Source organism: Pseudomonas benzopyrenica (assembly GCF_036884265.1).
Taxonomy (GTDB): Bacteria; Pseudomonadota; Gammaproteobacteria; order Pseudomonadales; family Pseudomonadaceae; genus Chryseomonas; species Chryseomonas benzopyrenica.
On record NZ_CP145723.1, the window covers coordinates 236,831 to 261,693 of the forward strand.

Genomic DNA, 24,863 nt, shown 5'->3' on the forward strand with positions numbered 1-24,863 from the left:
CCTTGCAGGTCGCCTAGGCCGTGGCTTTCTTTTGCAGCGGCGGCGTGGCGCGATTGACTCGCGTCTTGGCACCAAAGAAGGCCACGCTGAGGAAGTGCAGCGGACTGATCCGTTCCAGCACCAACTTGAGCGCCACCGGCAGGAACAGACCCATGACCATGCTGACGGTGAACACCACCCAGGTGTCGTGCACCTGCAGCTTGTTCAGCACGATGCGCGCCCCGGCGGTGCCGAAGACGTGGAACAGGTAGATCTCGAAGGAGAAGTACCCTAGCCAGGCCAGCGGCTTGAAGTAGAAGCGGCGGGCGATCAGCAGGCTGATGGCGGCAAGACCCAAGGCGGTACCGATGATGGCCATGTCGGTCTCGTCGAGATCGACCAGTTCGAACAGATAGGCCTGGTCCATGGCCACCAGGATCACCAGGGCCACGGCCATGGTCACGACATTGCGTTGGGTGATGAGCTGCGCGCCGAAGCGGTAGAGACCCAGGCCCAGCAGGAAGAAGGGGAACAGCTGGACCGCCTTGTAGAGGCTGAACAGGTCCGGGAAGCTCTCCCAGGCGAAGGACGCCGCCAGGGCCACGGCGAACACCAGGCCGAAGTTGCGCAGGGTCAGCAGCAGTCCGGCCTTTTCCAACAGGGCGATCACCACGAAGATGCAGAAGATCGACTGCAGGAACCAGAAGTGTGCGTAGCTGAAGAAGTAGATGCTGAAGATGTCGGTCAGCTGCGGCTTGTAGTTGGTGTTGGGCACCGCCATCTGCAAGGCGAAGAACAGCGTCGACACCACCAGCAGAGGAATGCCGATGCGTTTGAACTTGCCCTGGTAGAAGCGTGACAGGTCGCTGCCGGTATTCACCGGGCGCAGCGCATAGACGTAACCGGAGATGGCGGTGAACAGCGGCATCCGTACGTAGACGAGAGAATCGTAGAGATAGCGCAGCACGGAGTCGTCCGGCACCTTCATGCCGAGGGTGGACGAACTGCCGATCACGTGGCCCGCTACCATCAGAAACAGCGCCAGTCCGCGGATCGTCTCGATGCGCAGATCCTTTTCAGGCGTGGTCTTGGTCATGCTGAGTCCTCTGTACTAGCTAAGCGAGACAGCGTCTCCACGGGCGTGGGGAACGGATGTCGGCGCATCAGATCATCTGAGCCCGGTGAGCTTAGGCTAGTTCGTTAGCTTCCTTGCGGTAGCGGCGGGAAAACTCCGGCTTTTCTTGCGCTGCATCACTTTTCTGTGAAGCGATTACTAGAAGTGTGAACTTGCAACGGCGGCGAACAACGTTGATTCAGATGGCATTGTGCCAGGCTTAAGGTGTTCTTAAGCCAGCTTGCGCTAGGCAGCGGCGGCCTGGGCAGACCGCCGTGGCTTGGCTCAGACGAAGGCCTTGCCGTCCAGAATCGCCTTGCGCCAGCGGGTGATACGCACCTCGCCAGGCAGCCCGGCAGTGGTGAAGGGATCGCGGGCAATGAAGGCTTCGGCCTCGGCGCGGGTTTCCACATCGACGATATAGACGCTGCCGCTGGCGGTCTCGCCGTCATCGCTGAGCTTGGCACCGCAGGCCAGCAGGGCGGCGGCGTTCTCGCGCAGGAAATCCAGGTGAGCCGGGCGATGCTGCTGGCGCAGGGCCAGGCTGTCCGGCTTGTCGAAGGTCTCGATCAGAAAAGGCATGGCGGGCTCCGATAGGCTCGGCGGCCCCGATGGCCGCCGCTGGCGCAGGGTGGCGTGATCCTGGGGCCAGCGTCAATCGGACCTTGGCCGTCCATTGATGCCTGGCCTGGGCATAGCCTTAGCAGAGAAATGTATTAAACATTCAGGTCTAGATAGGCCAGGCTGACCTTTCCAAATGGAATATAAGGAAGGTCACCATGGTTCGTTCCTCTCTCCGACGATGGCTGGCGCAAGGCGCTGTTCTGCTAGCCGCACTCGGTGTGCTCGCTTCGGTACAGGCCGCCGACCAGCCGTTGCGCATCGGTTATCAGAAGGGCGGCGGTCTGCTGGCCGTGCTCAAGGCCCAGGGCACCCTTGAGCAGGCCCTAGGGGACCAGGGCTATCAGGTGAGCTGGCGCGAGTTCCAGGCTGGGCCGCAATTGCTGGAAGCCCTCAATGCCGGCAGCATCGACGTCGGTTATACCGGCTCCCCGCCACCGATCTTCGCCCAGGCGGCGGGGATCGATCTGGTCTACCTGGGCGCCGAACCGGCCAGCGAGGCGGTGGAGGCCATCCTGGTGCCGGACGGTTCGCCGATCCGCGACGTCGCCGAACTCAAGGGCAAGAAGGTGGCCGTGCAGAAGGGGTCGAGCGCCAACTTTTTGCTGGTCGCGGCTCTGGAAAAGGCCGGGCTGAGCTTCAAGGACATCCAGCCGGTCTATCTGCCGCCGGCCGATGCCCGCGCCGCCTTCGTCAACGGCTCGGTGGACGCCTGGGTGGTCTGGGATCCCTATCTGGCGGCCATCCAGCAAGGCCAGCCGGTGCGAGTGCTGGCCGACTATAAAGGTCTGCTGCACGCCAACAGCTTCTATGAGGGTTCGCGGCGCTTCGCCGATGCCCATCCCGAGGCGATCCGCCTGTTGCTGGCGGAACTGGCCAAGGCTGGTGCCTGGGCCAATGCCCATAAGCCGGAGGTGACGCGCATCCTGGCCGAGCAGATCGGGCTGCCGGAAGCGGTGATCGCCACCTGGCAGGCACGTACCCACTACGGGGTGACGACGCTGACGCCAGAGATCATCGCCACCCAGCAACAGACCGCCGACATCTTCAAGGCCCAGGGGCTGATTCCCCGGGCGGTGGAGGTAAGCCAAGCGGTCTGGCAGGCGCCCTAGGACGACTAGGCGCGACGAGGCAGCAGGTAGCCCAGCAGAAACATCCCGGCAGCGGCCACTACCACCGAGGGTCCGGCCGGGGTGTCCTGGTACCAGGACAGGGTCAACCCCAGGCACACGGCGGCCATGCCCAGCAGGCTGGCGCCACAGGCCATCTGCTCGGGGCTGCGGGCATGGCGCTGGGCGGTGGCGGCGGGAATGATCAGCAGCGAAGTGATCAGCAGCACCCCGACGATCTTCATGGCCACGGCGATGACGATGGCCACCAGCAGCATCAGTGCCAGGCGGATCCAGGTCACCGGCAGGCCTTCGACCTGGGCCAGCTCCTCGTGCACGGTGATGGCCAGCAGCGGGCGCCACAGGCAGGCCAGGGCCACCAGCACCACGGCGCTGCCGCCAAGGATCCAGCGCAGATCGGCCGGGCCCACCGCCAGCAGATCACCGAACAGGTAGCTCATCAGGTCGATGCGCACCTCGTGCATGAACGACAGCGCCACCAGGCCCAGGGACAGGGTGCTGTGGGCAAGGATGCCCAGTAGGGTGTCGGCGGCCAGGCCGCGGCGGCGCTGCAGCACCACCAGCACCACGGCCAGCGCCAGGCAGCCGACGGTGACGGTCAGGGTCGGACTGACATCCAGCAGAAAGCCCACGGCGACCCCGAGCAGGGCAGCATGGGACAGGGTGTCGCCAAAATAGGCCATGCGCCGCCAGACCACGAAGGAGCCGAGGGGACCGGCAACGAGGGCGAGGGCGAGACCGGCGAGCAGGGCATACAGCAGGAAATCAGCCATGCTTGCAGTGGGCTCCATGAACATGCGGCGTCTTGACCACGCTGCCATGCAGGTCGTGGGCGTGATCGTGGTGATGGTGATAGACGGCGAGGTTGCGCGCACTCTGGCCGAACAGCGCCTGATAGGCCGGATCGCCGCTGACCTGCTCGGGATGGCCGGAGCAGCAGATGTGGCGATTCAGGCAGATCACCTGGTCGGTGGCGCCCATCACCAGATGCAGGTCGTGGGAAACCATCAGCACGCCGCAGCCATGGCGCTCGCGCAACTGGCCGATCAGCCGGTACAGCTCGCTCTGGCCGTTGATGTCGACGCCCTGCACGGGCTCGTCGAGCACCAGCAGCTCGGGCTGGCGAAGCAGCGCGCGGGCCAGCAGCACCCGCTGCAGCTCGCCGCCGGAAATGCTCTGCAGGGGACTGTCGATGACGCCCTCGGCGCCTACCTCACCCAGGGCGGCCAGGGCACTGGCGCGATTCACGCCCGGCACCAGGCGCAGGAAACGCAGCACCGACAGCGGCAGGGTGGCATCCACCTGCAGCTTCTGCGGCATGTAGCCGATGCGCAGCCGCGGGCGACGCCAGACACTGCCGCGATCGGGCGTGAGCAGGCCGAGCACGCTGCGCACCAGGGTGGTCTTGCCGGCGCCATTGGGGCCGATGAGGGTGACGATGCGGCCGGGGTCCAGGGTCAGGCTGACCTGATCGAGCACCGGCTGCCCGGCAAAGGTCACGCCGACATCCTGCAGCCGGATCAGCGCCTCGCTCATGCCTGCTTCCGGCAGGCGGCGCACTGACCGACCACTTCCACGGTCTGGCCTTCCACCTGGAAGCCCACGGCGCTGGCGCCATCGAGGATCGCCTGGTGCACGGCGGGCTGTTCCAGTTCGATGCTCACCTGGCAGCTGCGGCAGATCAGGAACTGCCCCTGGTGGGCCTCGCCGGGATGATTGCAGCCGACGAAGGCGTTGAGCGAGGCGATGCGGTGCACCAGGCCGTTCTCGACCAGGAAATCCAGTGCCCGGTAGACGGTGGGCGGCGCCGCGCGGCGACCGTCCTGCTCGCTGAGCACGGCCAGGATGTCGTAGGCGCCGAGCGGCTTGTGGCTTTGCCAGACCAGCTCCAGCACCCGCTTGCGCAGCTCGGTGAGGCGCACGCCGGCGCGGCTGCAGAGTTCGTCGGCCTCGGCCAGGGCGTGGGCGACGCAGTGCGAATGATCATGGGGCCGAAAGGCCAGGGGGGCGTCGGACATGAAACGGTACCTTGAGAGCCAGGACGTTATTATATTGCACCTCTCTTAAGAATCGGGATTTTCACGTGCCACGCCTCCTACCCCTCGTCGCTTCCCTGCTGCTCGCCTGCACCCTGCTGCCCGCCCAGGCCGAGGTGAAGGTGTTGACCAGTATCAAACCCCTGCAACTGATCGCCGCGGCCATCCAGGACGGCGCCGGACAGCCTACCGTGCTGCTGCCGCCGGGCGCCTCGCCGCACCATTACGCCCTGCGGCCCTCGGACCTGCGCCAGGTACGCGAGGCCGGGCTGGTCTACTGGATCGGCCCGGATCTGGAGACCTTCCTGCCGACGGTGCTCAAGGAACGCCAGGGCCCCAGCGTGGCCATCCAGGACTTGCCGGGCCTGCACCTGCGTCGCTTCGGCGCCGAGCACGCCCATGAGCCGGGCGACGATCATGACGAGCATGAGCACGAGCACGAGCACGAGCACGAGCACGAGCACGAGCACGGTGCGGCGCCCGGGTACGCCCACGACCATGACCACCGCCCCGGTAGCCTGGATGCCCACCTCTGGCTTACCCCGGCCAATGCCCGGGTGATCGCCACGCGCCTCGCGGCCGACCTGAGCCAGGCCGATCCGGCCAACGCCAGTCGCTACGCGGCCAACCTCAAGGCCTTCGAGCGTGGACTGGCCGCCAAGGACCAGGCCCTGCGCGCCCAGCTGGCGCCGCTGGCCGGCAAGCCCTATTTCGTTTTCCACGAGGCCTTCGACTATTTCGAGGAAGCCTATGGCCTGGGGCATCGTGGCGTCTTCGCCCTGGGTGCCGACGTCCAGCCCGGCGCGCGCCATGTGGCCGCCATGCGTGAAGAGCTCAAGGCGGCCGGTCCGACCTGTGTCTTCACCGAACCGCCGCTGCAGCCGAAGATCGCCACCACCCTGAGCAGCGGCCTGCCGGTGACCCTGGTGGAGCTCGATCCCCTGGGGGCCCGCATTCCGGTCGATAGCCAGGGCTATGCGACCCTGCTGCAACAGGTGGCCGACACCCTCGACGGCTGCCTCGGCAAGCTCCCCTGAGCCCCCCGGATAACGATTCGGCAAGGGCTACCGTTCGTCGCCCTTGACCTGCCCTGGTGATCGTTCAGCTGGCGTTCAGGACGAGTTCAGGCAGCGTTCAGGGCCCTTGGCCTAATCTGCAACTGTCAGATCAGCAACGCCGAGGTCGCCCGGATATGTTCACCCTAGCGCAGCTCCCGCTAAGGCAGATCGTCCGGACACTTCGACCCGACCTGGCGATGTTCATCCTTGTAACTCCACTGCAGGGTCACCAAGTCAGCTCTGGTCCCCTGTAGCCGTCTCACGACGGAGCCGTCCCCCAACGGCAGTTTCCGATCCCCATGAAGTGCTCCTTACCTCTCCAACCGGAGAGGTTTTTTTTGCCTGGAATAAAGTAAGTGTCCCCATCCATCCGCTCCCTGCTCTCGCCGTCAGCCGGCTCCAGGCGCCATAATCGGGCCCAGGGCGCTGCTGCGCGACGTACGCGACAGATGCAGTCGCAGCCACAGAAAGTCTCGTTAGCTGTTCAGGAGTCTGCATGAAGATCCTCGTCGTCGAAGACGAAAACCTGCTGCGCCACCACCTCAAGGTGCGTCTGGGTGAAGCCGGTCATGTCGTCAATGCCGTGGCCGATGCGGAAGAAGCGCTCTACAGCGCCCGCGAATTCCATCACGATCTCGCCATCATCGACCTGGGCCTGCCCGGCATGAGCGGTCTCGATCTGATCCGCCAGCTGCGCAACCAGGGCGCCACCCTGCCGATCCTCATCCTCACCGCCCGTGGCAGCTGGCAGGACAAGGTCGAGGGCCTGGGTGCCGGGGCGGACGATTACGTGGTCAAGCCCTTCCAGTTCGAAGAACTGGAGGCTCGCCTCAATGTGCTGTTGCGTCGCTCGGCGGGCTTCGTCCAGCCGAGTATCCGCGCCGGCTCGCTCAAGCTGGACCTGGGGCGCCAACAGGCCTTCAACGAAGACCAGCCGCTGCAGCTGACCGCCTACGAGTACCGGCTGCTGGAATACCTGATGCGCAACCATCAGCAGGTGATCACCAAGGAGCGGCTCATGGAGCAGCTCTACGACGATGACGGCGAGCACGACAGCAACGTCATCGAGGTGCTGGTGGGGCGCCTGAGGCGCAAGCTGGAAGCTAACTGCCAGATGCAACCCATCGAAACGGTCCGGGGCCGCGGCTACCTGTTCACCGAGCGCTGCCAGTGATCCGTTCGTTCCGGGTACGGTTGCTGCTCAGCGCGGCGCTGCTGGTCATCGTCTGTCTGGCGTTGATCGTGCCGGCGATCCGCAATGCCTTCGACCGTACCGTGGAAAACTTCGTCGCCGCGCGCCTGGAGGCCAACGCCAACACCCTGATCGGGGCGGCGCGGGCCATCGACGGGCGCCTGGCGATGCCGGAGATGATCGCCGAAGAGGTCTTCGACCGACCCGGTTCGCCCATCCTCGGCTACGTCTACGACCAGAACGGTCGCCTGCTCTGGCGCTCGCGCTCGGCGATCAAGGAGCGGCCCAACTACCGGCCGACCTTCGACGGCGGCGGGGTCAAGCTGGTCAAGGCCACCGACGACCAGGGCCAGGGTTTCTTCGTCTTCGATCGCGAGGTGCTGCTGGGCAATCCGCCGGTCGCCGGCTTCAGCGTGGTCACCATGCAGCCGGCCGAGGAGTACGAGCGGTTGCGCGCGACCTTCGTCCACCAGGTGATCCTCTGGCTGGTCGGGGTGCTGGGTGCGCTGCTGGTCCTGCTCGCTCTGGTCATGCAATGGAGCCTGCGACCGCTGCGCCGCCTCAGCCAGCAACTGGACGCGGTGGAAACCGATCAGCGCGAGTTGCTCGACGAAAACAACGTACCCAGCGAGATCAGTCGCCTGATCCGTTCGCTGAACCGCCTGCTCGATCACGAACGCCTGCAGCGCGAGCGCTACCGCGACACCCTGGGCGATCTGGCCCATAGCCTGAAGACGCCGTTGGCGGTCTTGCAGGGAGTGACCGAGGAATTGCGCCGTCGGCCGCAGCTCGACCAGGAGGTCGGCACCCTGCAGACCCAGATCGAGCGCATGAACCAGCAGGTGATGTACCAGCTGCAGCGGGCCACCCGCCAGGGCGGCGCGGTGCTCAGCCGGCCGCTGGAGCTGGCGCCGCTGGTGGAGTCGCTGTTCAGCACCCTGGACAAGGTCTATGCCGAGAAACGCGTGCAGGCGGAAATGGATTTGCCGCCGAATCTGCGGGTGCAGGCCGAAGAAGCCGCCATGCTGGAGGTGTTCGGCAATCTCCTGGAAAACGCCTATCGCCTCTGCCTGACCCAGGTGCGGGTCAGCGCCCGCCGTCATACCGAGCACTGGATCCTCGACATCGAGGACGACGGCCCCGGCATTCCCGCCGAGCGCCGCGAAAGCGTGCTGCGTCGCGGCATGCGCATGGACAGCCGCCACCCTGGGCAGGGCATCGGCCTGGCTGTGGTGCAGGACATCCTGGAAGGCTACCGCAGCAGCCTGACCATCGATGAATCCAGTCTGGGCGGCGCCCGTATCCGCTTCCGCTTGCCGGCGGCGATTTCCCCGGAGCGGCCTTCCTTGGTGCACAATGGGGCCAAGACGTGACCCATGGGTCATGGCTTGCGTCTGCTCCTGATAGTGAAATTCTGTCTGTAAGGACCCCGGCATGAGCCGCGACTGCCGTCACCTCGAATCCCTGTTGCACCACGATATTCCCATCACCAAGGCCCTGGGCCTGGAAGTCCGCGACTGGAGCGAGCAGCGCCTGCAGCTGCATGCCCCGCTGGATGCCAACATCAACCACGCCAGCACCATGTTCGGCGGCAGCCTCTACTGCGTGGCCGTGCTGGCCGGTTGGGGCTGGCTGTACCTGCGCCTGCGCGAAGCCGGCATCGAGGAAGGCCACATCCTCATCCAGGAAGGCCAGATCAGCTATCCGCGGCCCATCACCGCCGATGCCCTGGCCTATGGCGAGCCGCCCGAGGCACGGGCCTGGGAGCGCTTCGAGACCACCTTCCGCCGCCGTGGCCGCGCCCGCATCACCCTGCAGTCGCGCATCGTCACCGAGAGCGGCGAGGATGGGGTGCGCTTTACCGGTCAATACGTGCTGCACCGCTGATAGCCTGTCCAAAGTCTGCTGCGCGTCGGCCAAACTGCGTTGAAAAGACCCTGGGCCGCCAGCCCGGTCGGAATGCTCATTTACCACTCGTAAACTCGCACGCGAGTCCGATCCGCTTCCTCAGGTCTTTTCGCGGGGCCGCCCAGGCTTTGTTTGGCTCTAGCTCGCGAGCCTTTGAACAAGCTCTGGCCAGGTAGCGCGGTACGCAAAGGGCGACCCTAGGGTCGCCCTTTTTCGTTTCCGTTATCCGCTCAGCCGTGGGAGTGAGACTCGGCTTTCGCCTGCTGTGCGGTATTGGTGTCGGGCAGGTTGTCCGGCGGTACCGCCAGGGCACGCAGGGCGCCGGACATGATCTCGCTGAAGGTCGGCGCCGAGACCAGACCGCCGAAGTAGCCTTCCTTGGTCGGGGTATCCAGCATCACCGCCAGCACCAGCTTGGGATCGGCCGCCGGCGCCATGCCGACGAACAGCGAACGGTAGGCGTGCTCGGTGTAGCTGCCGGCGCCGGCCTTGCGCGCGGTACCGGACTTGCCCGCCACATGGTAGCCGGGCACCCGGGCACGGATCACGCCACCGTCGTCTTCCACCACGTGGTTGAGCATGGCGCGGATGCGCCGGGCGATGGCCGGGTCCATGGCCTGGACGCTCTGCTGCTTCTGGTCCTTGAGCAGGGTCAGGGGGGTGAGCAGGCCGTCGTTGGCGATCACCGAATAGGCCTGGGCCAGCTCGGCGACGTTGACCGCCAGGCTGTAGCCAAAGGACATACTGGCCGTGGCGATCTGCGACCACTTGGTGTGGCCGGGCAGGTAGCCGGCGTTCTCGCCGGGAAAGCCCAGGGCCATCGGATTACCGAAGCCGACGCGGCTGAGCTGTTCGTAGATGGGCAGCGGCCCGATCTGCAGCGCCACCTTGCTCATGCCGATGTTGGAGGAATTGAGCAGCACCCCGGTCATGGTCAGGACACCGCGCCGGGCCACGTCGTGGATGGTGTGACCGTCGATGGTCATCCAGCCCGGCGCCACGTCCACAGTGCTGTTCTCGTTGAACTTGCCCGAGGCCAGGGCCACCGACATGCTGAACGGCTTGATCACCGAGCCGGGCTCGAAGGCGTCGGTCAAGGTGCGGTTGCGCATGTTGGGGATCTGCAGCGTGGCGCGGTTGTTGGGGTTGTAGGAGGGGAAATTGGTCATCGCCAGGATCTGGCCGGTCTTGGGGTTGACCAGCACGGCGGACCCGGACTGGGCGCCGAACTTCTCCACCGCGGTCTGCAGCGCGCGATAGGCGATGAACTGCAGACGCAGGTCGATGGACAGCGCCACGTCCTTGCTCGGTTGCGGCTGGCGCACCACGCGGATGTTCTTGACCACCGAGCCACGCGGATTGATCAGCACCTCGCGCACCCCGCCACGGCCGGCCAGCCAGTCTTCGAAGCCCAGTTCCAGGCCCTCCTGGCCATGGCCGTCGATGTTGACCATGCCGATCACCTGGGCCACCAGGTCGGAACTGGGATAGTAGCGCTTGTATTCCTTGATCTGGCGCACCCCGGGCACGCCGAGGGCCATGATGTTCTCGCCATCGATGGGCGACAGCGCCCGGGCCAGGTAGAGGAAGTGCTTTTCCGGATGGCCGAGGATCAGGTTGCGGAGTTCGGCTTCGGGCTTGTGGATGGCCTGGGCCAGGCGCCCCAGCTGGTCGGCGCTGTCCTGCATCTCCGATGGATTGCACCAGATGGTCACCACCTCGGTGGAAACCGCCAGGGGCGCGCCGTTGCGGTCGGTGATCATGCCGCGGGTGACCGGAATGGGAATATGGCGCACCGAACGGCGATCGCCCTGGTCACCCAGGAAGGCGGCATCGATCAGCTTGAGGTAGGTGATGCGGCCAGCGACCACGCAGGTCAGCAAGACCAGCACGACGACCACGACATAGAAGCGATAGCGGGGTGCGGCCGTCATGGCGGCTCCTGCGCGAGAAGAAGGCTTGGGCATGGTCACAACTGGTTACAACCGTCAGGGACGCGCATGGTAACTGCTCCAGCCATCGGCCGGAAACCGCTGGGCGGTCGAGGGCGGTACACTGCGCACATGAGCGACATCCCCCTGCACGATCTTTCCACCCCTGCCGTGACCTGCGAGAGCTGTCAGGCCTGGTGCTGCCGCCAGGAAGTCCTGCTGTTCGACGATGCAGGCGTGCCCGCCCGCTACATCGAGGAAGACTGGACCGGCACCCGCATGAAACGCCTAGACGACGGCTGGTGCGCCGCCCTGGATCGCGAGCAGATGAATTGCAGCATCTACGAGGTGCGACCCTGGGTCTGCCGGATCTTCGACATGGCCGGTCCGGAATGCCTGGAAGAGCGGGCGGACATGAAAAGGGCGATGGAGAGCGGCGAGTTCTAGCGTCGCCCTGGCCAACCCTGTTGGGCTTCGCTGCGCTCAACCCAACCTACGCGTCCAGCCTTGAGGCACCTGTAGGTTGGGTTGAGACGGCTGTTTCGTCGAAGCCCAACGATGCAGGCATGCGGTGATACGTCCCGTTGGGCTTCGCTGCGCTCAACCCAACCTACGCGTCCAGCCTTGAGGCACCTGTAGGTTGGGTTGAGACGGCTGTTTCGTCGAAGCCCAACAATGCAGGCATGCGGTGATACGTCCCGTTGGGCTTCGCTGCGCTCAACCCAACCTACGCGTCCAGCCTTGAGGCACCTGTAGGTTGGGTTGAGACGGCTGTTTCGTCGAAGCCCAACAATGCAGGCATGCGGTGACACGTTCCGTAGGGCTTCGCTGTGCTCAACCCAACCTACGCGTCCAGCCTTTGGGCACCTGTAGGTTGGGTTGAGACGGCTGTTTCGTCGAAGCCCAACAATGCAGGCAGGCGGTGACACGTCCCGTTGGGCTTCGCTGCGCTCAACCCAACCTACGCGTCCAGCCTTGAGGCACCTGTAGGTTGGGTTGAGACGGCTGTTTCGTCGAAGCCCAACGATGCAGGCAGGCGGTGATACGCCCTGTTGGGCTTCGCTGCGCTCAGCCCAACCTACGCGGCTAGCCTCGAGGCACCGTAGGTTGGGTGGAGACGGCTGCTTCGTCGAAGCCCAACAAGGCGGGCATGCCTCGGCGGACCGCCGTCTAGCGCAGCTTCTGCGGCTTGTAGGCGCAGTAATTCGGCCGTGGGCCGACCCGTGGGTGGTTGCGGCAGGTTTCCGGGCGCTGGTCGTAGATGGTGCACAGCCGCGTCTTGGGATGCAGATAGACGCAATCGTTGTTGGACAGTCGCACCAGGGTGAACAACCCGGTCTTGGCGTTGAGGCGCTCCACCACACCGTCCTTCTTGAGCCGCTTGGCGATGTCCTTGAGCGGCTCGCCCTTCTCGAACTCGTCCACCACGCCCATGCGGATCAGATCGGACAGGCGAGCTTCCACCGGCAGGGTGCAGCAGCTGGACACGCAGTCCAGGCACATGGCCTTGTCGTAACGGATCCAGGTTTCGGTGCGATCGAGATCGGCCCCGAGAATGCGCAGTATCTGAGCCATGGCTTACTCGGCGAAGGTGACCTGACCATCGGCCAGGGAGGCGACGCGGGCCAGGGATTCGACGCGATAGCCCTGGGCATCGAGTTCGGCACGACCGACCTGGAAGGACTTCTCGATGACGATGCCGAGCCCCGCGACCTGGGCACCGGCCTGACCGATGATGGAGATCAGCGCCTTGGCCGCCTTACCGTTGGCGAGGAAGTCGTCGATGATAAGCACCCGGTCGTCGGACGACAGATGCATGGTCGAGACGGCTATGGTGCTCTCCGTCTGCTTGGTAAAGGAATAGACGCTGGCCACCAGCAGGTTGTCGGTCAGGGTCAGCGACTGGTGCTTGCGGGCAAAGATCACCGGCACACCCAACTCCAGCCCGGTCATCACCGCCGGGGCTATCCCCGAGGCCTCGATGGTCACGATCTTGGTGATGCCGGCGTCGGCGAAGCGGCGGGCGAACTCCTGACCGATGTCGCGCATCAGCGCCGGATCGATCTGGTGGTTGAGGAAGGCATCGACCTTGAGCACCTGCTCGGAGAGTACTTGGCCTTCGCTGCGAATCTTGGCTTTGAGGCGTTCCACGCGGACGGTCCTTTAACGGCAACGCCCGGGCCTGAGTACAGGACCGGGTCTGGGAATACGGGAGGGCGGCGATTGTGCCCTATCTTTCAAGAAAGTCGTTAGTTTGCCGACAAATCGACCTACCGCTATCCGCAACGGGTAGACGGTGCTTGGCGGTGGCTGGCACAGGAGTGGTCGAACATGAGGATTTTGTTGTCACCGGGAATTCGCGTGCTGAGCCAGCTCGGCTTCGCCCGCAAGTTCGCCCTGCTGCTGGTGCTGTTCATCCTGCCCTTGGCGGTCAGCCTCTGGCTGCTGGGCGCCGATTTCCAGGCCAAGCTGGCCACCGTCAGCGGCGAGCGCAGTGGCGTGCGGCTGCTGCAGCGGCTGGACGCCGTGGAAGAAGAGCTGACGATCCGACGCAACCTGACGGCGCGCTGGAAGGCGATCGACACCAGTCGGGAGGCGACGCCGGCCGTGCAGACGGCCATCGCTGCCCTGGAAAGTCACAACGGCAGTCGTCGCGAGCGGCTCGCCCAACTTGAACGGCAACTGGAGACCGAAGGGGTCAGCGCGGATGTGCGGGCTCGCTTCAAGACCTTGCAGCAGGCGCTCGCCGGTCTCGAAGTCACTGATCTGCGCGGCTTGGGCTGGTGGCCGGACGGTTATGACAGATTCACCGCGGCCCTTGCCGCCGTCCAGGCGCTGCGTGAGGAAATTGCCCTGGACAGCGGCCTCATCCTCGATCCCTGGCTGGAAACCTATCTGCTGATGCAGATCGGCACCACCCAGTCGGTTGAACTGTACGACCGCCTCGGTCGCTTGGCCAGCGTCGGTCAGGCCAGTGTGGTCTCCGGCCAGTTCAGCCTGCAGAGCCGCCTGCAGTTGCGCGACCTGCGTGCCCGCGTTGGCGACTCCACCGAAAGCCTGGCCAAGGCCGCCCTCCTGCTTGGCAGCAAGCTGCCCGCCGACCTGGCTGGCTGGAAGGACGACTACCAGAAAGTCAGTGGCCAACTGGAGGCCAGTCTTAAGACCCTCGACCAGGGGGTGTTCGGCGGCGAGATCACGCTCAGGCCGGAGCAGTTCGAAGCCACCCTGGACGGGGTCCTGCAGGGGCTGCAGACCTTTCGCCAGCAGACGCTGAAGAGCCTGGACCAACGACTGCAATACTATGGCGCCGATGCGGTGCGCAGCTTCGTCGCCATCGCCGCCGGTTTCGGCCTGCTGCTGGTGGTGACCTGCTACCTGTTGCTGTGCATGCAGACCGCCATTCGTGGCAGCGCACGGCGTATCACCGCCCTGGCCGAAGGGCTGCGCGACGGCGATCTGACCCGCTCGGCCCAGGTGAGCGGCCGGGATGAGCTGGCGGAGATCGGGCGGGCGCTGGACCTGGCGGTGGCGCAATTGCGCAGCAGTCTGCAGGCGGTCGATCAGGAGAGTCGCCAGGTGGGCGTGGCGTCCGGCGAGCTTGGGCAGCAGGCCGAGGCGGCGCTGGGCGCCGTGGAAGTCCAGCGCCAGCAGATCACCCAGATCGCCACCGCGGCCACCGAACTGGCCGCCACCGCCCAAGGCGTGGCGCGGAGTTGTGAAGAGGCTGCCGGCCGCGCCGAGCAGATGCGCGGCATCGCCGAGGTCAGCCAGAGCGACAGTCGCCAGACTACGGCCAGCATCCAGCGGCTCAACCAGCGCCTGGACGAGACGGCCGCGGCCATGGCCCAGGTCGACGCCCAGGCCGGACAGATCCAGCAGGTGGTGGATGTCATCCGCGGCATCGCCGAGCAGACCAACCTCTTGGCCCTCAACGCCGCCATCGAGGCGGCCCGGGCGGGTGACCAGGGACGGGGCTTCGCGGTGGTCGCCGACGAAGTGCGCTCGCTGTCGCAACGCACCCAGGCCTCCACGGCGCAGATCGCCGGCACCGTCGGCAGCCTGAGCAGCACCGTGGCCCAGGCCGTGGCCCTGATGCAGGAGGCCTGTGGTCAGGCCGCCAGCGACGCCCAGTCCATCACCGGGCTGGGGCAGCGGCTGGAAGCGATCGCCGAATCGGTGCAGGGCGTCTCCGACACCCTGGCGCAGATCGCCACCGCCGCCGAGCAGCAGGCGGTCACCGCCGATCAGGTCAGCGGCAACATCCAGCAGGTCGATGGGGCCGCGGCCGATCTGCTCGGCAACGCGCGCACGGTGCAGAGCACGGCGGTGGGTCTGGAGGCGGGCAGTCGCACCCTGACGGCCAACACCACCCGTTTCCGCCTGGGCTAGAACGCAGAAGGGGCGCCTCGCAGGGCGCCCCTTCCACTCACATAATTGCTGATCAGGCCCGAGTATCGAGCAGCCGTCCCAGGGTTTCCTGGGAGGCCTGCATGACCTTGGTACCGGCCAGCGCCTGGTACTTGCCGACATCCAGGTTGACCAGTTCGCTGGCCAGATCGGCCTGGCTGTTGGTAGTCGCGCCCAGGGCTTGCTGCTCGTTGCGCGCCGTCTGGGAGGCGAGGGCGGCACCGGCCTTTTCGACCGTGCGGCTGCCGTTCTGGTAGGCCTGCACGCCGGCATAGAGCGAATTGCTTGAAGTCACGTTCATGGACAGCGTCCTCGACGGTGATGTCAAAGGGCTATTGAAGCAGCTTTGACGCCAAAGAACCAGCAGCCCGTGTCACCGCCTGTGTCCAGCTATTGCTGGATCGTCGCCCGGTTGCCCTGGCCGCTCTGGCGCAGGTCGACGTGGTTACCCGCGTCGATCTGACTGATCGAGGCGTACTGGCCAGCGCCCTGCTGACTGGCGCTGACCTGGGCGCCGCTGCTCAGACCGGCAGAGAAGGAGTGACCATCGCCCAACTGCTCGACGCCGAGTTCGATGTGGTCGCCGAGCCAAACTGCACTGACCTCGTTGTCGTTGCCCTGGGAGACTAGGTTCAAGCGGGAATCGTCGCCGCCGATCAGGACGCCAACCCTGTTGCGATCGCCTTGCTGGTGCAGGTCGAGGCGGTTGCCGTTGCCGTTCATGATCGCCTGGACGGCGTTGTCGTCGCCCAGCTGCCGCGCGCTGACGCTCTGGACGCCGCCCTCGGGACCGGTCTGCTGCACCGCCGCGCTGTTGCGATTGCCGATCTGGACCAGCCGGACCTCTTGCTGCCGCGAGCCCTGGCGGGCGCCGGCCTGGTTGTCGTCGCCCCGCTGCTCGACCACCGCCCGGTTGGCGCCGCCGCCCTGCAGCAGATTGACCTCGTTGCGCGCGCCCAGACTCAGCACGTCCTGCACATGATCGTCGCCCACCTGCCTGAGTCGCGAGTGGCTACCGCTGTCGCGACCGTCCTGGAACAGGTTCAGCTGGTTGCGCGCGCCCTGCTGCTCGATGAGCATCCGCTGGTCGTCGCCGCCCTGGCGCACCAGGGCTTCGTTCTGCAGACCGCCCTGGACGATCTCCACGCCATTACGCTGGCCATGGCCCTGATAGACATAGGCATGGCTCTGGCTGGCCTCGCGCTGGTCGATGACGATCTCGCGCGCACCGCCGGCGGCCTGGGTGACATTGGTGAAGTTGCCGACGCCGCCCTGCTCGACGCGGGTGCGGTCGCCCTGGGAGTCGCGCTGGGTGAGATAGGCCTGGCTGGCGCGACCGGTCTGGACGACTTCCAGGCTGCCCTGGCGGGTATCGGGTTCCTGGCTCAGGAAGGCGCCGAGGCGTTCGCCGTGCTGCTCCACGCGGGTCTGGTTGTCCAGCGCCCAGGCGGTGCTGGTCAGGCCGAGCAGGCCCAGGCAGGTCAGAAACTTCGAGGTAGACACTAGGGCTGATCCGGCGGCGAGAGTCAGGGCAGTCTGCCGCCGGCCTGGCCCTGCGGCCATCGCCCGAAAGACTGATATCAGCGGGGCAGGCGCAGGTGCGCGGCGACCGCCGCCGGGGTGGCCGCGGCCAGGTGCGGTACCGTGCCCAGGCAGGGCGCCGGCAGGCGCTCGTGCAGGGTGGCGAGGTTGTCGTCCAGGCGTAGGGTGGCCGGCGCGACCAGATTGGCTACCCAGCCGGCCAGCGGCAGGCCATCGGCGAGGATGGCCTCGGCGCTGAGCAGGGCGTGATTGATGCAGCCCAGGCGTACACCCACCACCAGGATCACCGGCAGGCCCAGTTCGCGGGCCAGGTCGGACAGGGATTCGCGCCCGGCCAGGGGCACGCGCCAACCGCCGGCGCCTTCCACCAGGGTGAAGTCGGCCTGCAGCGCCAGGATCCGGCGCACCGGCGCGGCCAGGGCGGCGACGCTGAGGTCGATACCCGCCTCACGGGCGGCCAGGTGCGGCGCGATGGCCGGTTCCAGGGCGATGGGATTGATGTCGGCATAGCCGAGCGGTAGCGAGGTCTCGCCCAACAGCGCCAGGGCATCACCGTTGCGCAGGCCGTCGGCGGTGCGTTCGCAACCGGAGGCCACCGGCTTGACGCCGGCGGTTGTGAGGCCCTGCAGGCGCGCCTGGTGCAGCAGGCCAGCGGCGATGGTGGTCTTGCCAATCTCGGTATCGGTGCCGGTGACGAAATAGGCGGGCATGGCGGTCATTCCTTAGAGCTTGTTCAAAGTCTCGCGAGCTAGAGCCAAACAAGGCGAAAATGGCTGAGGAAGCGGAGTTTACGAGTGGTAAATGAGCATTCCGAAGGCATTTTCAACGCCGTTTGGCCGACGCGCAGCAGCCTTTGAACAGGCTCTTGCGCAGCAGAACGTGGATCACCTGATAGGTGGCCGGCAGGCCGGCGGGCTGGCGCAGGCTTTCATAGGCGCGGGTAAAGGCCGCCAGCCGCTGGCGCCCGGTGAGGCCCTGGGGGCGACCCTGGTTGAGGTTGTGGGCACCGATGGCCTTGAGGTGCTGGGTCAGGGCGCGCAGATCGGGGAAGTGCAGGCGTTCGGGCTCGACGTCCAGCGCCAGCACCTGCAGGCCAGTGGCCGCGGCGGCGTCGGCATAGGCCGCCTGGCGGCGGAAGCGATTGACGTGCACCTGGTCGTCCACCTGGGCCCAGCTCTGGCGCAATTCGGCAAGGGTGCCCTCGACCAGGCTGCTGAAGGCCAGTACACCGCCCGGGCGCAGGATGCGGCGCGCCTCGGCTAGTACGGCGTGCAGGTCCGGGCACCACTGCAAGGCCAGGCTGGACAGGACGAGATCGCAGCAGGCGTCGCGCAGCGGCAGGCGTTCGGCGTCGGCGGTCAGGTAGTGGCGGGCGCCGGCGCCTTGCGTACGGGCGTGGCGAAGCATGCCGGGGGCCAGGTCGAGGGCCAGACCTTCCGCCTGTGGATGGCGCCGGGCCAGGGCCCGGCTGCAATAGCCGGTGCCGCTGCCCAGGTCCAGCCAGCGCTGCGGATCTTGGAGGGGCAGCCGACCGAGGAGGCGATCGGCGACCTGGCGTTGCAGCAGGGCGGCGCCGTCGTACTGCGCGGCGGCGCGGGAAAAGGACAGCGCCACCTGGCGCTTGTCGGGCAATACGTCAGCCATCGCGTCCTGCATAGATGAATTCACGGATACGGGTGGCCACCTCGTCCGGGCGCTCCAGCGGCAGGCCATGGCTGGCATGTTCCAGCACCTCGACATGGGCGGTGGGCAGCTCGTCGCCCAAGGCCTGGGCGGCGGTAGCCGGGACCAGGGCGTCATGGGCACCGAACAGGTGCAGCTGGGGACCGCTGAAGGCCTGAAGGGCGGCGCGGGTGTCCAGGCGTGCGAGCAGCTCCAGGCCGGCGATGACCGCCTCGGGATCGACCTCGGGCAGGGTTACCTGCAACTGGCGGGCGAGGGTGCGGCTGTCGCGCGCGCCCTGGGCCACCAGCAGGGTGAAGCGCTTGAGGGTCAGCTCGGCGTCCAGCGAGCAGGCCTCGAAGAAATCGGTGAAGACGCTGCGCGCCATGGCGGTCTGCCAGCCGGCGCGGGCGACGAAGCAGGGATTGCTGGCCAGGGTGATGAGGCCGTGCACGCCCTCGGGGCGGCGCAGGGTGAATTCGCTGGCGAGCATGCCGCCCAGCGACCAGCCACCCAGCCAGACGCCCTCGGCGATGCGGGCTTCCAGGTCGGTGAACCAGTCCTGGGTGTCGGCCAGGGTCGGCAGTGGCTCGATCAGAACGTCGAGAAAGGGTTCCTGCTCGACGAGTTCGTCACGCAGGGGCTCCAGCGGAGCGTTGCCCAGGCCCCAGCCGGGCAGCAAGATCAGGGTATCGCGCATTGGTCGGTCACTTATCCGCGTCGGGCGGTAATTCGGCCATGGCCTGGGCCAGAGCGTCGAGCAAGAGGTCCACGTGCGCTTCGCGATGGGCCGCCGTCAGGGTCACCCGCAGGCGGGCACTGCCGGCCGGTACGGTGGGCGGTCGGATGGCGGTGACCAGGATCCCGCGTCGGCGCAGGGCGGCGGAGAGTGCGAGGGCGCGCGCGCTGTCGCCGACCAGGATCGGCTGGATCGGCGTGGCGCTGAGCATAAGGTCCAGGCCGAGGGCCGTCGCGCCCCTGCGGAATCTCTGGATCAAAGTGTGCAGAAGCTCACGGCGCCAGCCCTCTTCGCGGACGAGCTGCAGGGCGGCCAGGGTGGCACAGGCCACCGCCGGCGGCTGGCTGGTTGTGTAGATGTAGGGGCGGGCGAACTGGATCAGCGTCTCGATCAGCTCCTCGCTGCCGGCGACGAAGGCCCCGGCGGTGCCGCAGGCCTTGCCCAGGGTGCCGACCAGCACCGGGACCTGGCGCTGGTCCAGGCCGAAATGCTCGACGATGCCGCCGCCGGTGGCGCCCAGGGTGCCGATGCCGTGGGCATCGTCCACCAGGGTCCAGGCGCCGTGGCGCTGGGCGACCTGGCAGAGTTCGGGCAGGGCGGCCAGATCGCCGTCCATGCTGAAGACGCCGTCGGTGACCACCAGGGTGTCACCCGCGGCCTTGGCCAGGCGCGTGGCCAGGCTGGCCGGATCGTTGTGCAGATAGCGGCCGAAGCGCGCACCGCTGAGCAGGCCGGCGTCGAGCAGGGAGGCGTGGTTGAGACGGTCTTCCAGCACGGTGTCGCCACGACCGACCAGGGCGGTGACCGCCGCCAGGTTGGCCATGTAGCCGGTGGAGAACAGCAGGGCGCGCGGCCGACCGGTGAGTTCGGCCAGGGCCTCTTCGACCTGGTGGTGCGGGCCGCTGTGGCCGATCACCAGGTGCGAGGCGCCACCGCCCACGCCCCAACGCTCGGCGCCATTGCGCAGGGCGGCGATCACCTGGGGATGATTGGCCAGGCCCAGGTAGTCGTTGCTGCAGAAGGCCAGCAGGGGTTCGCCATCCACCACTACCTCGGGACCCTGGGGCGCCTCCAGCAGCGGGCGGCGCCGATAGAGGTGCTCGGCGTGACGCTGGGCCAGGCGGGCGGCGAGATCGAAGGCCATGGGATGGGTATCTCAGTGGTCGTTAGAGCCCCTCAACCCAACCCTCTCCCGAGGGGGAGAGGGGGAAGAACGGGGCGTGAGGGTCAGGCGGTGGCGGCGTCGTAGAAGAGCTCGCTGTTGCGCTGTTCCACCAGGGCCTGCTCGATGGCGGCCTGGTGCACCTCGTCGGCATGCTCTTCGCGGGCTTCGGGCTGGATGCCGAGGCGGGCGAACAGCTGCATATCCTTGTCGGCCTGGGGGTTGCCGGTGGTCAGCAGTTTTTCGCCGTAGAAGATGGAGTTGGCGCCGGCCAGGAAGGCCAGGGACTGCATCTGCTCGTTCATCTGCTCGCGACCGGCGGACAGGCGCACGTGGGACTTAGGCATGAGGATGCGTGCCACCGCCAGGGTGCGGATGAAGTCGAAGGGATCGACGTCCTTTTCCTCGGCCAGCGGGGTGCCCTGGACCTTGACCAGCATGTTGATCGGCACCGACTCGGGGTGCTCGGGCAGGTTGGCCAGCTGGATCAGCAGGCCGGCGCGGTCATCCACCGACTCGCCCATGCCGAGGATGCCGCCGGAGCAGATCTTCATCCCGGCTTCGCGGACGTAGGCCAGGGTCTGCAGGCGCTCGCCGTAGGTGCGGGTGGTGATGATGTTGCCGTAGAACTCCGGCGAGGTGTCCAGGTTGTGGTTGTAGTAGTCCAGGCCGGCGTCGGCCAGGGCGCGGGTCTGCTCCTGGTCCAGGCGACCGAGGGTCATGCAGGTTTCCAGGCCCAGGGCCTTCACGCCCTGCACCATCTGCAGGACGTAGGGCATGTCCTTGGCGGAGGGGTGCTTCCAGGCGGCGCCCATGCAGAAACGGGTGGAGCCGATGGCCTTGGCCTCGGCGGCCGCCTCCAGCACCTTCTGCACCTCCATCAGCTTTTCCTTTTCCAGGCCGGTGTTGTAGTGGCCGGACTGGGGGCAGTACTTGCAGTCTTCCGGACAGGCGCCGGTCTTGATCGACAGCAGGGTGGAAACCTGCACGCGATTGGGATCGAAGTGCTGGCGGTGCACGCCCTGGGCCTGGAACAGCAGGTCGTTGAAAGGCTGCTGGAACAGGGCGCGGACTTCGGCAAGAGTCCAATCGTGACGCAGGGCGGTAGCGCTCATGGGAGATCCTCAAGGCATTGGACGGCCAGTACTGGAGCGAGGCCGGTGAATGCGGTCGACCTTAGCTGAAGTGTTGGTCGACTACTGCTCATAAAACGACCAATTACCGGATTTTTTGCAGGGGGATTGACCGAGTCGTAGGTTGGGTTGAGCGCCAGCGAAGCCCAACAGGTTCAGCGCTGTGCCTGTTGTTGGGCTTCGACGATGGAGCTGTCTCAGCCCAACCTACGGGCGTCCAGCCGTTGGCTCGCGTAGGTTGGGCTGAGCGGCAGCGAAGCCCAACGGGGTTGGCACGTTGCCCGTAGGTTGGGTTGAGCGTGAGCGAAGCCCAACGGGGTTGGCGCGGTGCCGTTTGTTGGGCTTCGACGATGGAGCCGTCTCAGCCCAACCTACGATCCAACGCCCTCTCGCTCTGGGTGAGGGCGAAGCCTAGAGCATCCGCTCCAGCCCCACTGCCTTGACCACCCAGGCGTTGAAGCGGCGCCAGGCGCTGCCGGGCTCGTGGTGCAACACCCGGGGTTGGCCATTGCGCTCGCTGACCCACTGGAGATGCACCCGTCCCTGATCTTCGCTGCGTTGCACCGCGTAGGACACGCTGGGGTCCATGCCCTGCAGCATCAGCTGCCGCAGACGACCGGTGAGGGCCGGGCTGTCCACCATTACCCCGACCTCGGTGTTCCACAGCACCGAGCGCGGATCGAAATTGAAGGAGCCGATGAAGGACCAGCGCCCATCGATGGCCATGGCCTTGCTGTGCAGACTGGATTCGGATTCGCCAAAACTGTAGGGCAGGGCGGAGCGTTTCTGGTCCGGGCGGGCACGCAGCTCGAAGAGTTTGACGCCCTGGGCCAGCAGGGCCGTGCGATAGGGCGCGTAGCCGGCATGCACGGCGGGCACGTCGGTGGCTTCCAGGGCGTTGGTCAGCACCCGGACATCGACCCCTCGGGCGGCCAGGCCGCCCAGGTAGGCGACTCCCTGATTCATGGGCACGAAGTAGGAGGAGACCAGCAGCAGCTCGTGCTGGGCGCCATCCAGGATCGGTTGCAGCTGGCGGGTCAGCAGCAGCTGCCAGTCCGGCTCGTCGTCGGCCAGCACCTTGCGCGGTGCATCCCAGAACGCCTGGGCGTGAGCCCAGGTCAGCTCCTGCAGCCAGCCGTCGAGCTGGGGCGCGGTGGCATAGCGGCGCAGGCGGTTGTACAGCGCCAGGTCGCGGGTACGCTCGCTGTCGAGATAGTGGTGCAGCCGTGCGCGCAGCCGCACCAGGGCAGAGGTCGAAGGCGCGAACCAGCGCAGCCGCCGCGCCGGCTGGCTCAGGGGGCTGTTCCAGTACTGGTCGAAGCTGGTGCCCAGTTGCCGCGCCACCGGGCCAGCGGCGAGCAGGTCGAGATCGGTGAAGTTCATCTCCGGGCGGGCATCGAAGTACTCGTCGCCCAGGTTGCGGCCGCCGACGATGGCCACGCTGTCGTCGGCCAGCCACAGCTTGTTGTGCATGCGTCGATGCTGGTGGTTGAGATCCACCAGCCGACCCAGGGCCCGGGTCGGACCGGTGCTGCGGCCCAGGTGCAGCGGATTGAAGACGCGGATCTGCACGTTGGGATGGGCCGCCAGCACGGCGATCTGGTAGTCGTTGCCGTCGCTGCTGGTGTCATCGATGAGAAAGCGGATGCGCACGCCGCGATCCGCCGCCTTGAGCAGTTCGTTGACCAGCAGCCGCGTGGTCAGGCCGTCGTGGACGATGTAGTACTGGATGTCCAGGCTGCGCTGGGCCTTGCGGATCAGCTCGGCGCGGGCGGTGAAGGCATCGGTGCTGGTTTCCAGCAGGCGCAGGCCCGAGAGGCCCGGGTGGGCGGCGCCGGCCGCGCGTACCTGGCTGTCCAGGACAGTGCCGGCGACCGGCAGGACTTTGGAGGCTTGGCGCGGGATAGGCGTGGCGCAGCCGGCCAGCAGCGCCAGCAGCAGGGGGACGACCAGGCGGATCACAGGCGGTCCTTGAGGCGGTACCAGAGCATGCCCAGGGCCAGCAGTGGCGAACGCAGGTGGCGACCGCCGGGAAAGCGCGCATGGGGCACCTGGGCGAAGAGATCGAAACCGGCCGATTGGGCCAGGATCGCCTCGGCCAGCAGATGGCCGGCCAGGTGGGTGGCATTGACCCCATGGCCGGCATAGGCCTGGGCGTGGAAGACGTTGGGCTGCTCGCGCAGCCGACCGATCTGCGGCAGGCGATTGGCGCCGATGCCGATCATGCCGCCCCAGGCGTAGTCCACCCGCACGTCCGCGAGTTCGGGGAAGACCTCCAGCATCTTCGGCCTCATGTAGCCGGCGATGTCCTTGGGGTCGCGCCCGGAATAGTGGCAAGCGCCGCCGAACAGCAGGCGGCGGTCGGCGGACAGGCGGAAATAGTCCACCGCCACGTTCTGGTCACAGACCGCCCGGTTGCCCGGCAGCAGCCGCGCGGCACGCTCGGCGGACAGCGGTTCGGTGGCGATCACATAGCTGCCAGCCGGCAGCACCTGGGCGGCGAGATCGGGTTGCAGGTCGTCGATGTAGGCGTTGCAGCAGAGCACCAGGGTGTCGGCCGAGACCCGGCCGCGGGCGGTATGCACCTGCACCTTGGAGCCGTATTCCAGGCGGGTGACCTGGCTGTCTTCGTGCAACTGCACGCCTAGCGCCCGGGCCGCGGCGGCTTCGCCAAGGGCCAGGTTGAGCGGATGCAGGTGACCGGAGCCCTCGTCCACCAGGGCACCCTGGTAGCGATCGGAGCCGACCACCTCGGCCAGTTGCGCCTTGGGCAACAATCGCAGCGGATGGGGATAGCCCAGGGCCTGGAGCGCGCTGTGCTCTTCCTGCAGGTGCTGCCAGTGGCGCGGCTTGTTGGCCAGGTCGGCGAAACCCCAGGTGAGATCGCAGTCGATGCCGTGGCGGGCGATACGTTGGCGGACCAGCTCCACCGCTTCGAAGCCCAGCCGCTTGAGCTCGCGCACCCCCTCGGCACCGATGACCGATTCGAACTGCTCGACGTCATGGCCAACGCCGCGGATCAATTGCCCACCGTTGCGCCCACTGGCACCCCAGCCGATACGCCGGGCCTCCAGCAGCACCACCCGGGCGCCGCGCTCGGCCAGTTCCAGGGCGGTATTGAGCCCGGAGAAGCCACCGCCGACCACGCAGACATCGGCCTGGACCTCGCCCTCCAGGGGCGGAAAGCTCAGCGTCTGGTTGGCGGTGGCGGCGTAGTAGGAAGGCGCGTGGGGCTGCATGGAAGACGGA

At 66.7% G+C, this 24,863-nt stretch carries 24 protein-coding genes; 7 read left to right on the forward strand and 17 right to left on the reverse strand.

Annotation, left to right across the window (positions count from 1 at the left end):
• Positions 1-13: 13 nt before the first annotated feature.
• Both V6W80_RS01115 and V6W80_RS01120 read right to left on the reverse strand, forming a co-directional pair.
• Positions 14-1,075 carry an acyltransferase family protein gene (locus V6W80_RS01115; RefSeq protein WP_017642330.1) on the reverse strand — a complete coding sequence of 354 codons (1,062 nt, stop codon included), beginning with the start codon at positions 1,073-1,075 and terminating at the stop codon, positions 14-16.
• 303 nt (positions 1,076-1,378) lie between these two features.
• Entirely contained in the window at positions 1,379-1,675 is a 297-nt protein-coding gene (locus tag V6W80_RS01120) for a YciI family protein (RefSeq protein ID WP_017642329.1), read from the reverse strand.
• Between the two features lie 197 nt (positions 1,676-1,872).
• On the opposite strand from V6W80_RS01120, the gene V6W80_RS01125 reads away from it, so the two are divergent.
• Entirely contained in the window at positions 1,873-2,826 is a 954-nt protein-coding gene (locus tag V6W80_RS01125) for a sulfonate ABC transporter substrate-binding protein (RefSeq protein WP_338545659.1), read from the forward strand.
• A 5-nt stretch (positions 2,827-2,831) separates the two neighbouring features.
• On the opposite strand, the gene znuB is transcribed toward V6W80_RS01125, so the two are convergent.
• The 3 genes from znuB to V6W80_RS01140 are packed head-to-tail and all read right to left on the reverse strand — an operon-like array spanning position 2,832 to position 4,862.
• Positions 2,832-3,617 (reverse strand): zinc ABC transporter permease subunit ZnuB, encoded by a 786-nt coding sequence (gene znuB / locus V6W80_RS01130; RefSeq protein ID WP_133860006.1) that lies wholly within the window; start codon positions 3,615-3,617, stop codon positions 2,832-2,834.
• A complete protein-coding gene (gene znuC / locus V6W80_RS01135) occupies positions 3,610-4,380 on the reverse strand; it encodes a zinc ABC transporter ATP-binding protein ZnuC (RefSeq protein ID WP_295516927.1) in 771 nt (256 codons plus the stop codon). The genes znuB and znuC overlap by 8 nt, the downstream gene beginning before the upstream one ends.
• The gene (locus V6W80_RS01140) at positions 4,377-4,862 is read right to left on the reverse strand and encodes a Fur family transcriptional regulator (RefSeq protein ID WP_338545660.1); all 486 of its coding nucleotides are present in this window, start codon (positions 4,860-4,862) and stop codon (positions 4,377-4,379) included. Before V6W80_RS01140 ends, znuC begins: the two co-directional genes overlap by 4 nt.
• A gap of 65 nt (positions 4,863-4,927) precedes the next feature.
• Between V6W80_RS01140 and znuA the strand changes: the two genes are divergently transcribed.
• The 4 genes from znuA to V6W80_RS01160 all read left to right on the forward strand — a co-directional run bounded on the left by znuA (position 4,928) and on the right by V6W80_RS01160 (position 9,017).
• Positions 4,928-5,917: a zinc ABC transporter substrate-binding protein ZnuA gene (znuA, locus tag V6W80_RS01145; RefSeq protein WP_338545661.1), complete on the forward strand. Its 990-nt coding sequence runs from the start codon at positions 4,928-4,930 to the stop codon at positions 5,915-5,917.
• Positions 5,918-6,434: 517 nt separating this feature from the next.
• Positions 6,435-7,112, forward strand: coding sequence for a response regulator transcription factor (locus tag V6W80_RS01150; protein WP_017642323.1), 678 nt, complete (start codon positions 6,435-6,437; stop codon positions 7,110-7,112).
• The gene (locus V6W80_RS01155; RefSeq protein WP_026083992.1) at positions 7,109-8,503 is read left to right on the forward strand and encodes an ATP-binding protein; all 1,395 of its coding nucleotides are present in this window, start codon (positions 7,109-7,111) and stop codon (positions 8,501-8,503) included. Before V6W80_RS01150 ends, V6W80_RS01155 begins: the two co-directional genes overlap by 4 nt.
• A 61-nt stretch (positions 8,504-8,564) precedes the next feature.
• On the forward strand, positions 8,565-9,017 hold the full coding sequence (locus V6W80_RS01160; protein ID WP_017642321.1) for a thioesterase domain-containing protein: 453 nt from the start codon (positions 8,565-8,567) through the stop codon (positions 9,015-9,017).
• 251 nt (positions 9,018-9,268) lie between these two features.
• On the opposite strand, the gene V6W80_RS01165 is transcribed toward V6W80_RS01160, so the two are convergent.
• The gene (locus V6W80_RS01165; RefSeq protein WP_338545662.1) at positions 9,269-10,972 is read right to left on the reverse strand and encodes a peptidoglycan D,D-transpeptidase FtsI family protein; all 1,704 of its coding nucleotides are present in this window, start codon (positions 10,970-10,972) and stop codon (positions 9,269-9,271) included.
• A gap of 129 nt (positions 10,973-11,101) precedes the next feature.
• Between V6W80_RS01165 and V6W80_RS01170 the strand changes: the two genes are divergently transcribed.
• Positions 11,102-11,416 (forward strand): YkgJ family cysteine cluster protein, encoded by a 315-nt coding sequence (locus V6W80_RS01170; RefSeq protein ID WP_017642319.1) that lies wholly within the window; start codon positions 11,102-11,104, stop codon positions 11,414-11,416.
• A gap of 723 nt (positions 11,417-12,139) precedes the next feature.
• On the opposite strand, the gene V6W80_RS01175 is transcribed toward V6W80_RS01170, so the two are convergent.
• Positions 12,140-12,544, reverse strand: coding sequence for a YkgJ family cysteine cluster protein (locus V6W80_RS01175; protein WP_160924246.1), 405 nt, complete (start codon positions 12,542-12,544; stop codon positions 12,140-12,142).
• Between the two features lie 3 nt (positions 12,545-12,547).
• On the reverse strand, positions 12,548-13,120 hold the full coding sequence (locus tag V6W80_RS01180) for a xanthine phosphoribosyltransferase (RefSeq protein ID WP_160924245.1): 573 nt from the start codon (positions 13,118-13,120) through the stop codon (positions 12,548-12,550).
• 1,593 nt (positions 13,121-14,713) lie between these two features.
• Here V6W80_RS01180 and V6W80_RS23895 point away from each other — a divergent pair.
• On the forward strand, positions 14,714-15,358 hold the full coding sequence (locus V6W80_RS23895) for a methyl-accepting chemotaxis protein (protein WP_430707830.1): 645 nt from the start codon (positions 14,714-14,716) through the stop codon (positions 15,356-15,358).
• A 52-nt stretch (positions 15,359-15,410) separates the two neighbouring features.
• Here V6W80_RS23895 and V6W80_RS01190 read toward each other — a convergent pair whose 3' ends face one another.
• The 9 genes from V6W80_RS01190 to V6W80_RS01230 all read right to left on the reverse strand — a co-directional run bounded on the left by V6W80_RS01190 (position 15,411) and on the right by V6W80_RS01230 (position 24,853).
• Complete coding sequence (locus V6W80_RS01190) at positions 15,411-15,677, reverse strand: hypothetical protein (RefSeq protein ID WP_058791715.1); 267 nt, start codon at positions 15,675-15,677, stop codon at positions 15,411-15,413.
• A gap of 89 nt (positions 15,678-15,766) precedes the next feature.
• On the reverse strand, positions 15,767-16,879 hold the full coding sequence (locus V6W80_RS01195) for a hypothetical protein (protein ID WP_338545664.1): 1,113 nt from the start codon (positions 16,877-16,879) through the stop codon (positions 15,767-15,769).
• A 77-nt stretch (positions 16,880-16,956) separates the two neighbouring features.
• Positions 16,957-17,628, reverse strand: coding sequence for a dethiobiotin synthase (gene bioD, locus V6W80_RS01200; RefSeq protein ID WP_338545665.1), 672 nt, complete (start codon positions 17,626-17,628; stop codon positions 16,957-16,959).
• Between the two features lie 112 nt (positions 17,629-17,740).
• Complete coding sequence (gene bioC, locus V6W80_RS01205) at positions 17,741-18,574, reverse strand: malonyl-ACP O-methyltransferase BioC (protein ID WP_338545666.1); 834 nt, start codon at positions 18,572-18,574, stop codon at positions 17,741-17,743.
• Positions 18,555-19,280 (reverse strand): alpha/beta fold hydrolase, encoded by a 726-nt coding sequence (locus tag V6W80_RS01210; RefSeq protein ID WP_338545667.1) that lies wholly within the window; start codon positions 19,278-19,280, stop codon positions 18,555-18,557. Before V6W80_RS01210 ends, bioC begins: the two co-directional genes overlap by 20 nt.
• A gap of 7 nt (positions 19,281-19,287) precedes the next feature.
• Entirely contained in the window at positions 19,288-20,463 is a 1,176-nt protein-coding gene (bioF, locus tag V6W80_RS01215) for an 8-amino-7-oxononanoate synthase (protein ID WP_338545668.1), read from the reverse strand.
• An 83-nt stretch (positions 20,464-20,546) separates the two neighbouring features.
• Entirely contained in the window at positions 20,547-21,596 is a 1,050-nt protein-coding gene (gene bioB / locus V6W80_RS01220; RefSeq protein ID WP_007159868.1) for a biotin synthase BioB, read from the reverse strand.
• Positions 21,597-22,025: 429 nt separating this feature from the next.
• Positions 22,026-23,576 (reverse strand): phospholipase D family protein, encoded by a 1,551-nt coding sequence (locus V6W80_RS01225; RefSeq protein ID WP_338545669.1) that lies wholly within the window; start codon positions 23,574-23,576, stop codon positions 22,026-22,028.
• A complete protein-coding gene (locus V6W80_RS01230) occupies positions 23,573-24,853 on the reverse strand; it encodes an NAD(P)/FAD-dependent oxidoreductase (RefSeq protein ID WP_338545670.1) in 1,281 nt (426 codons plus the stop codon). Before V6W80_RS01230 ends, V6W80_RS01225 begins: the two co-directional genes overlap by 4 nt.
• Between the last annotated feature and the right edge of the window lie 10 nt (positions 24,854-24,863).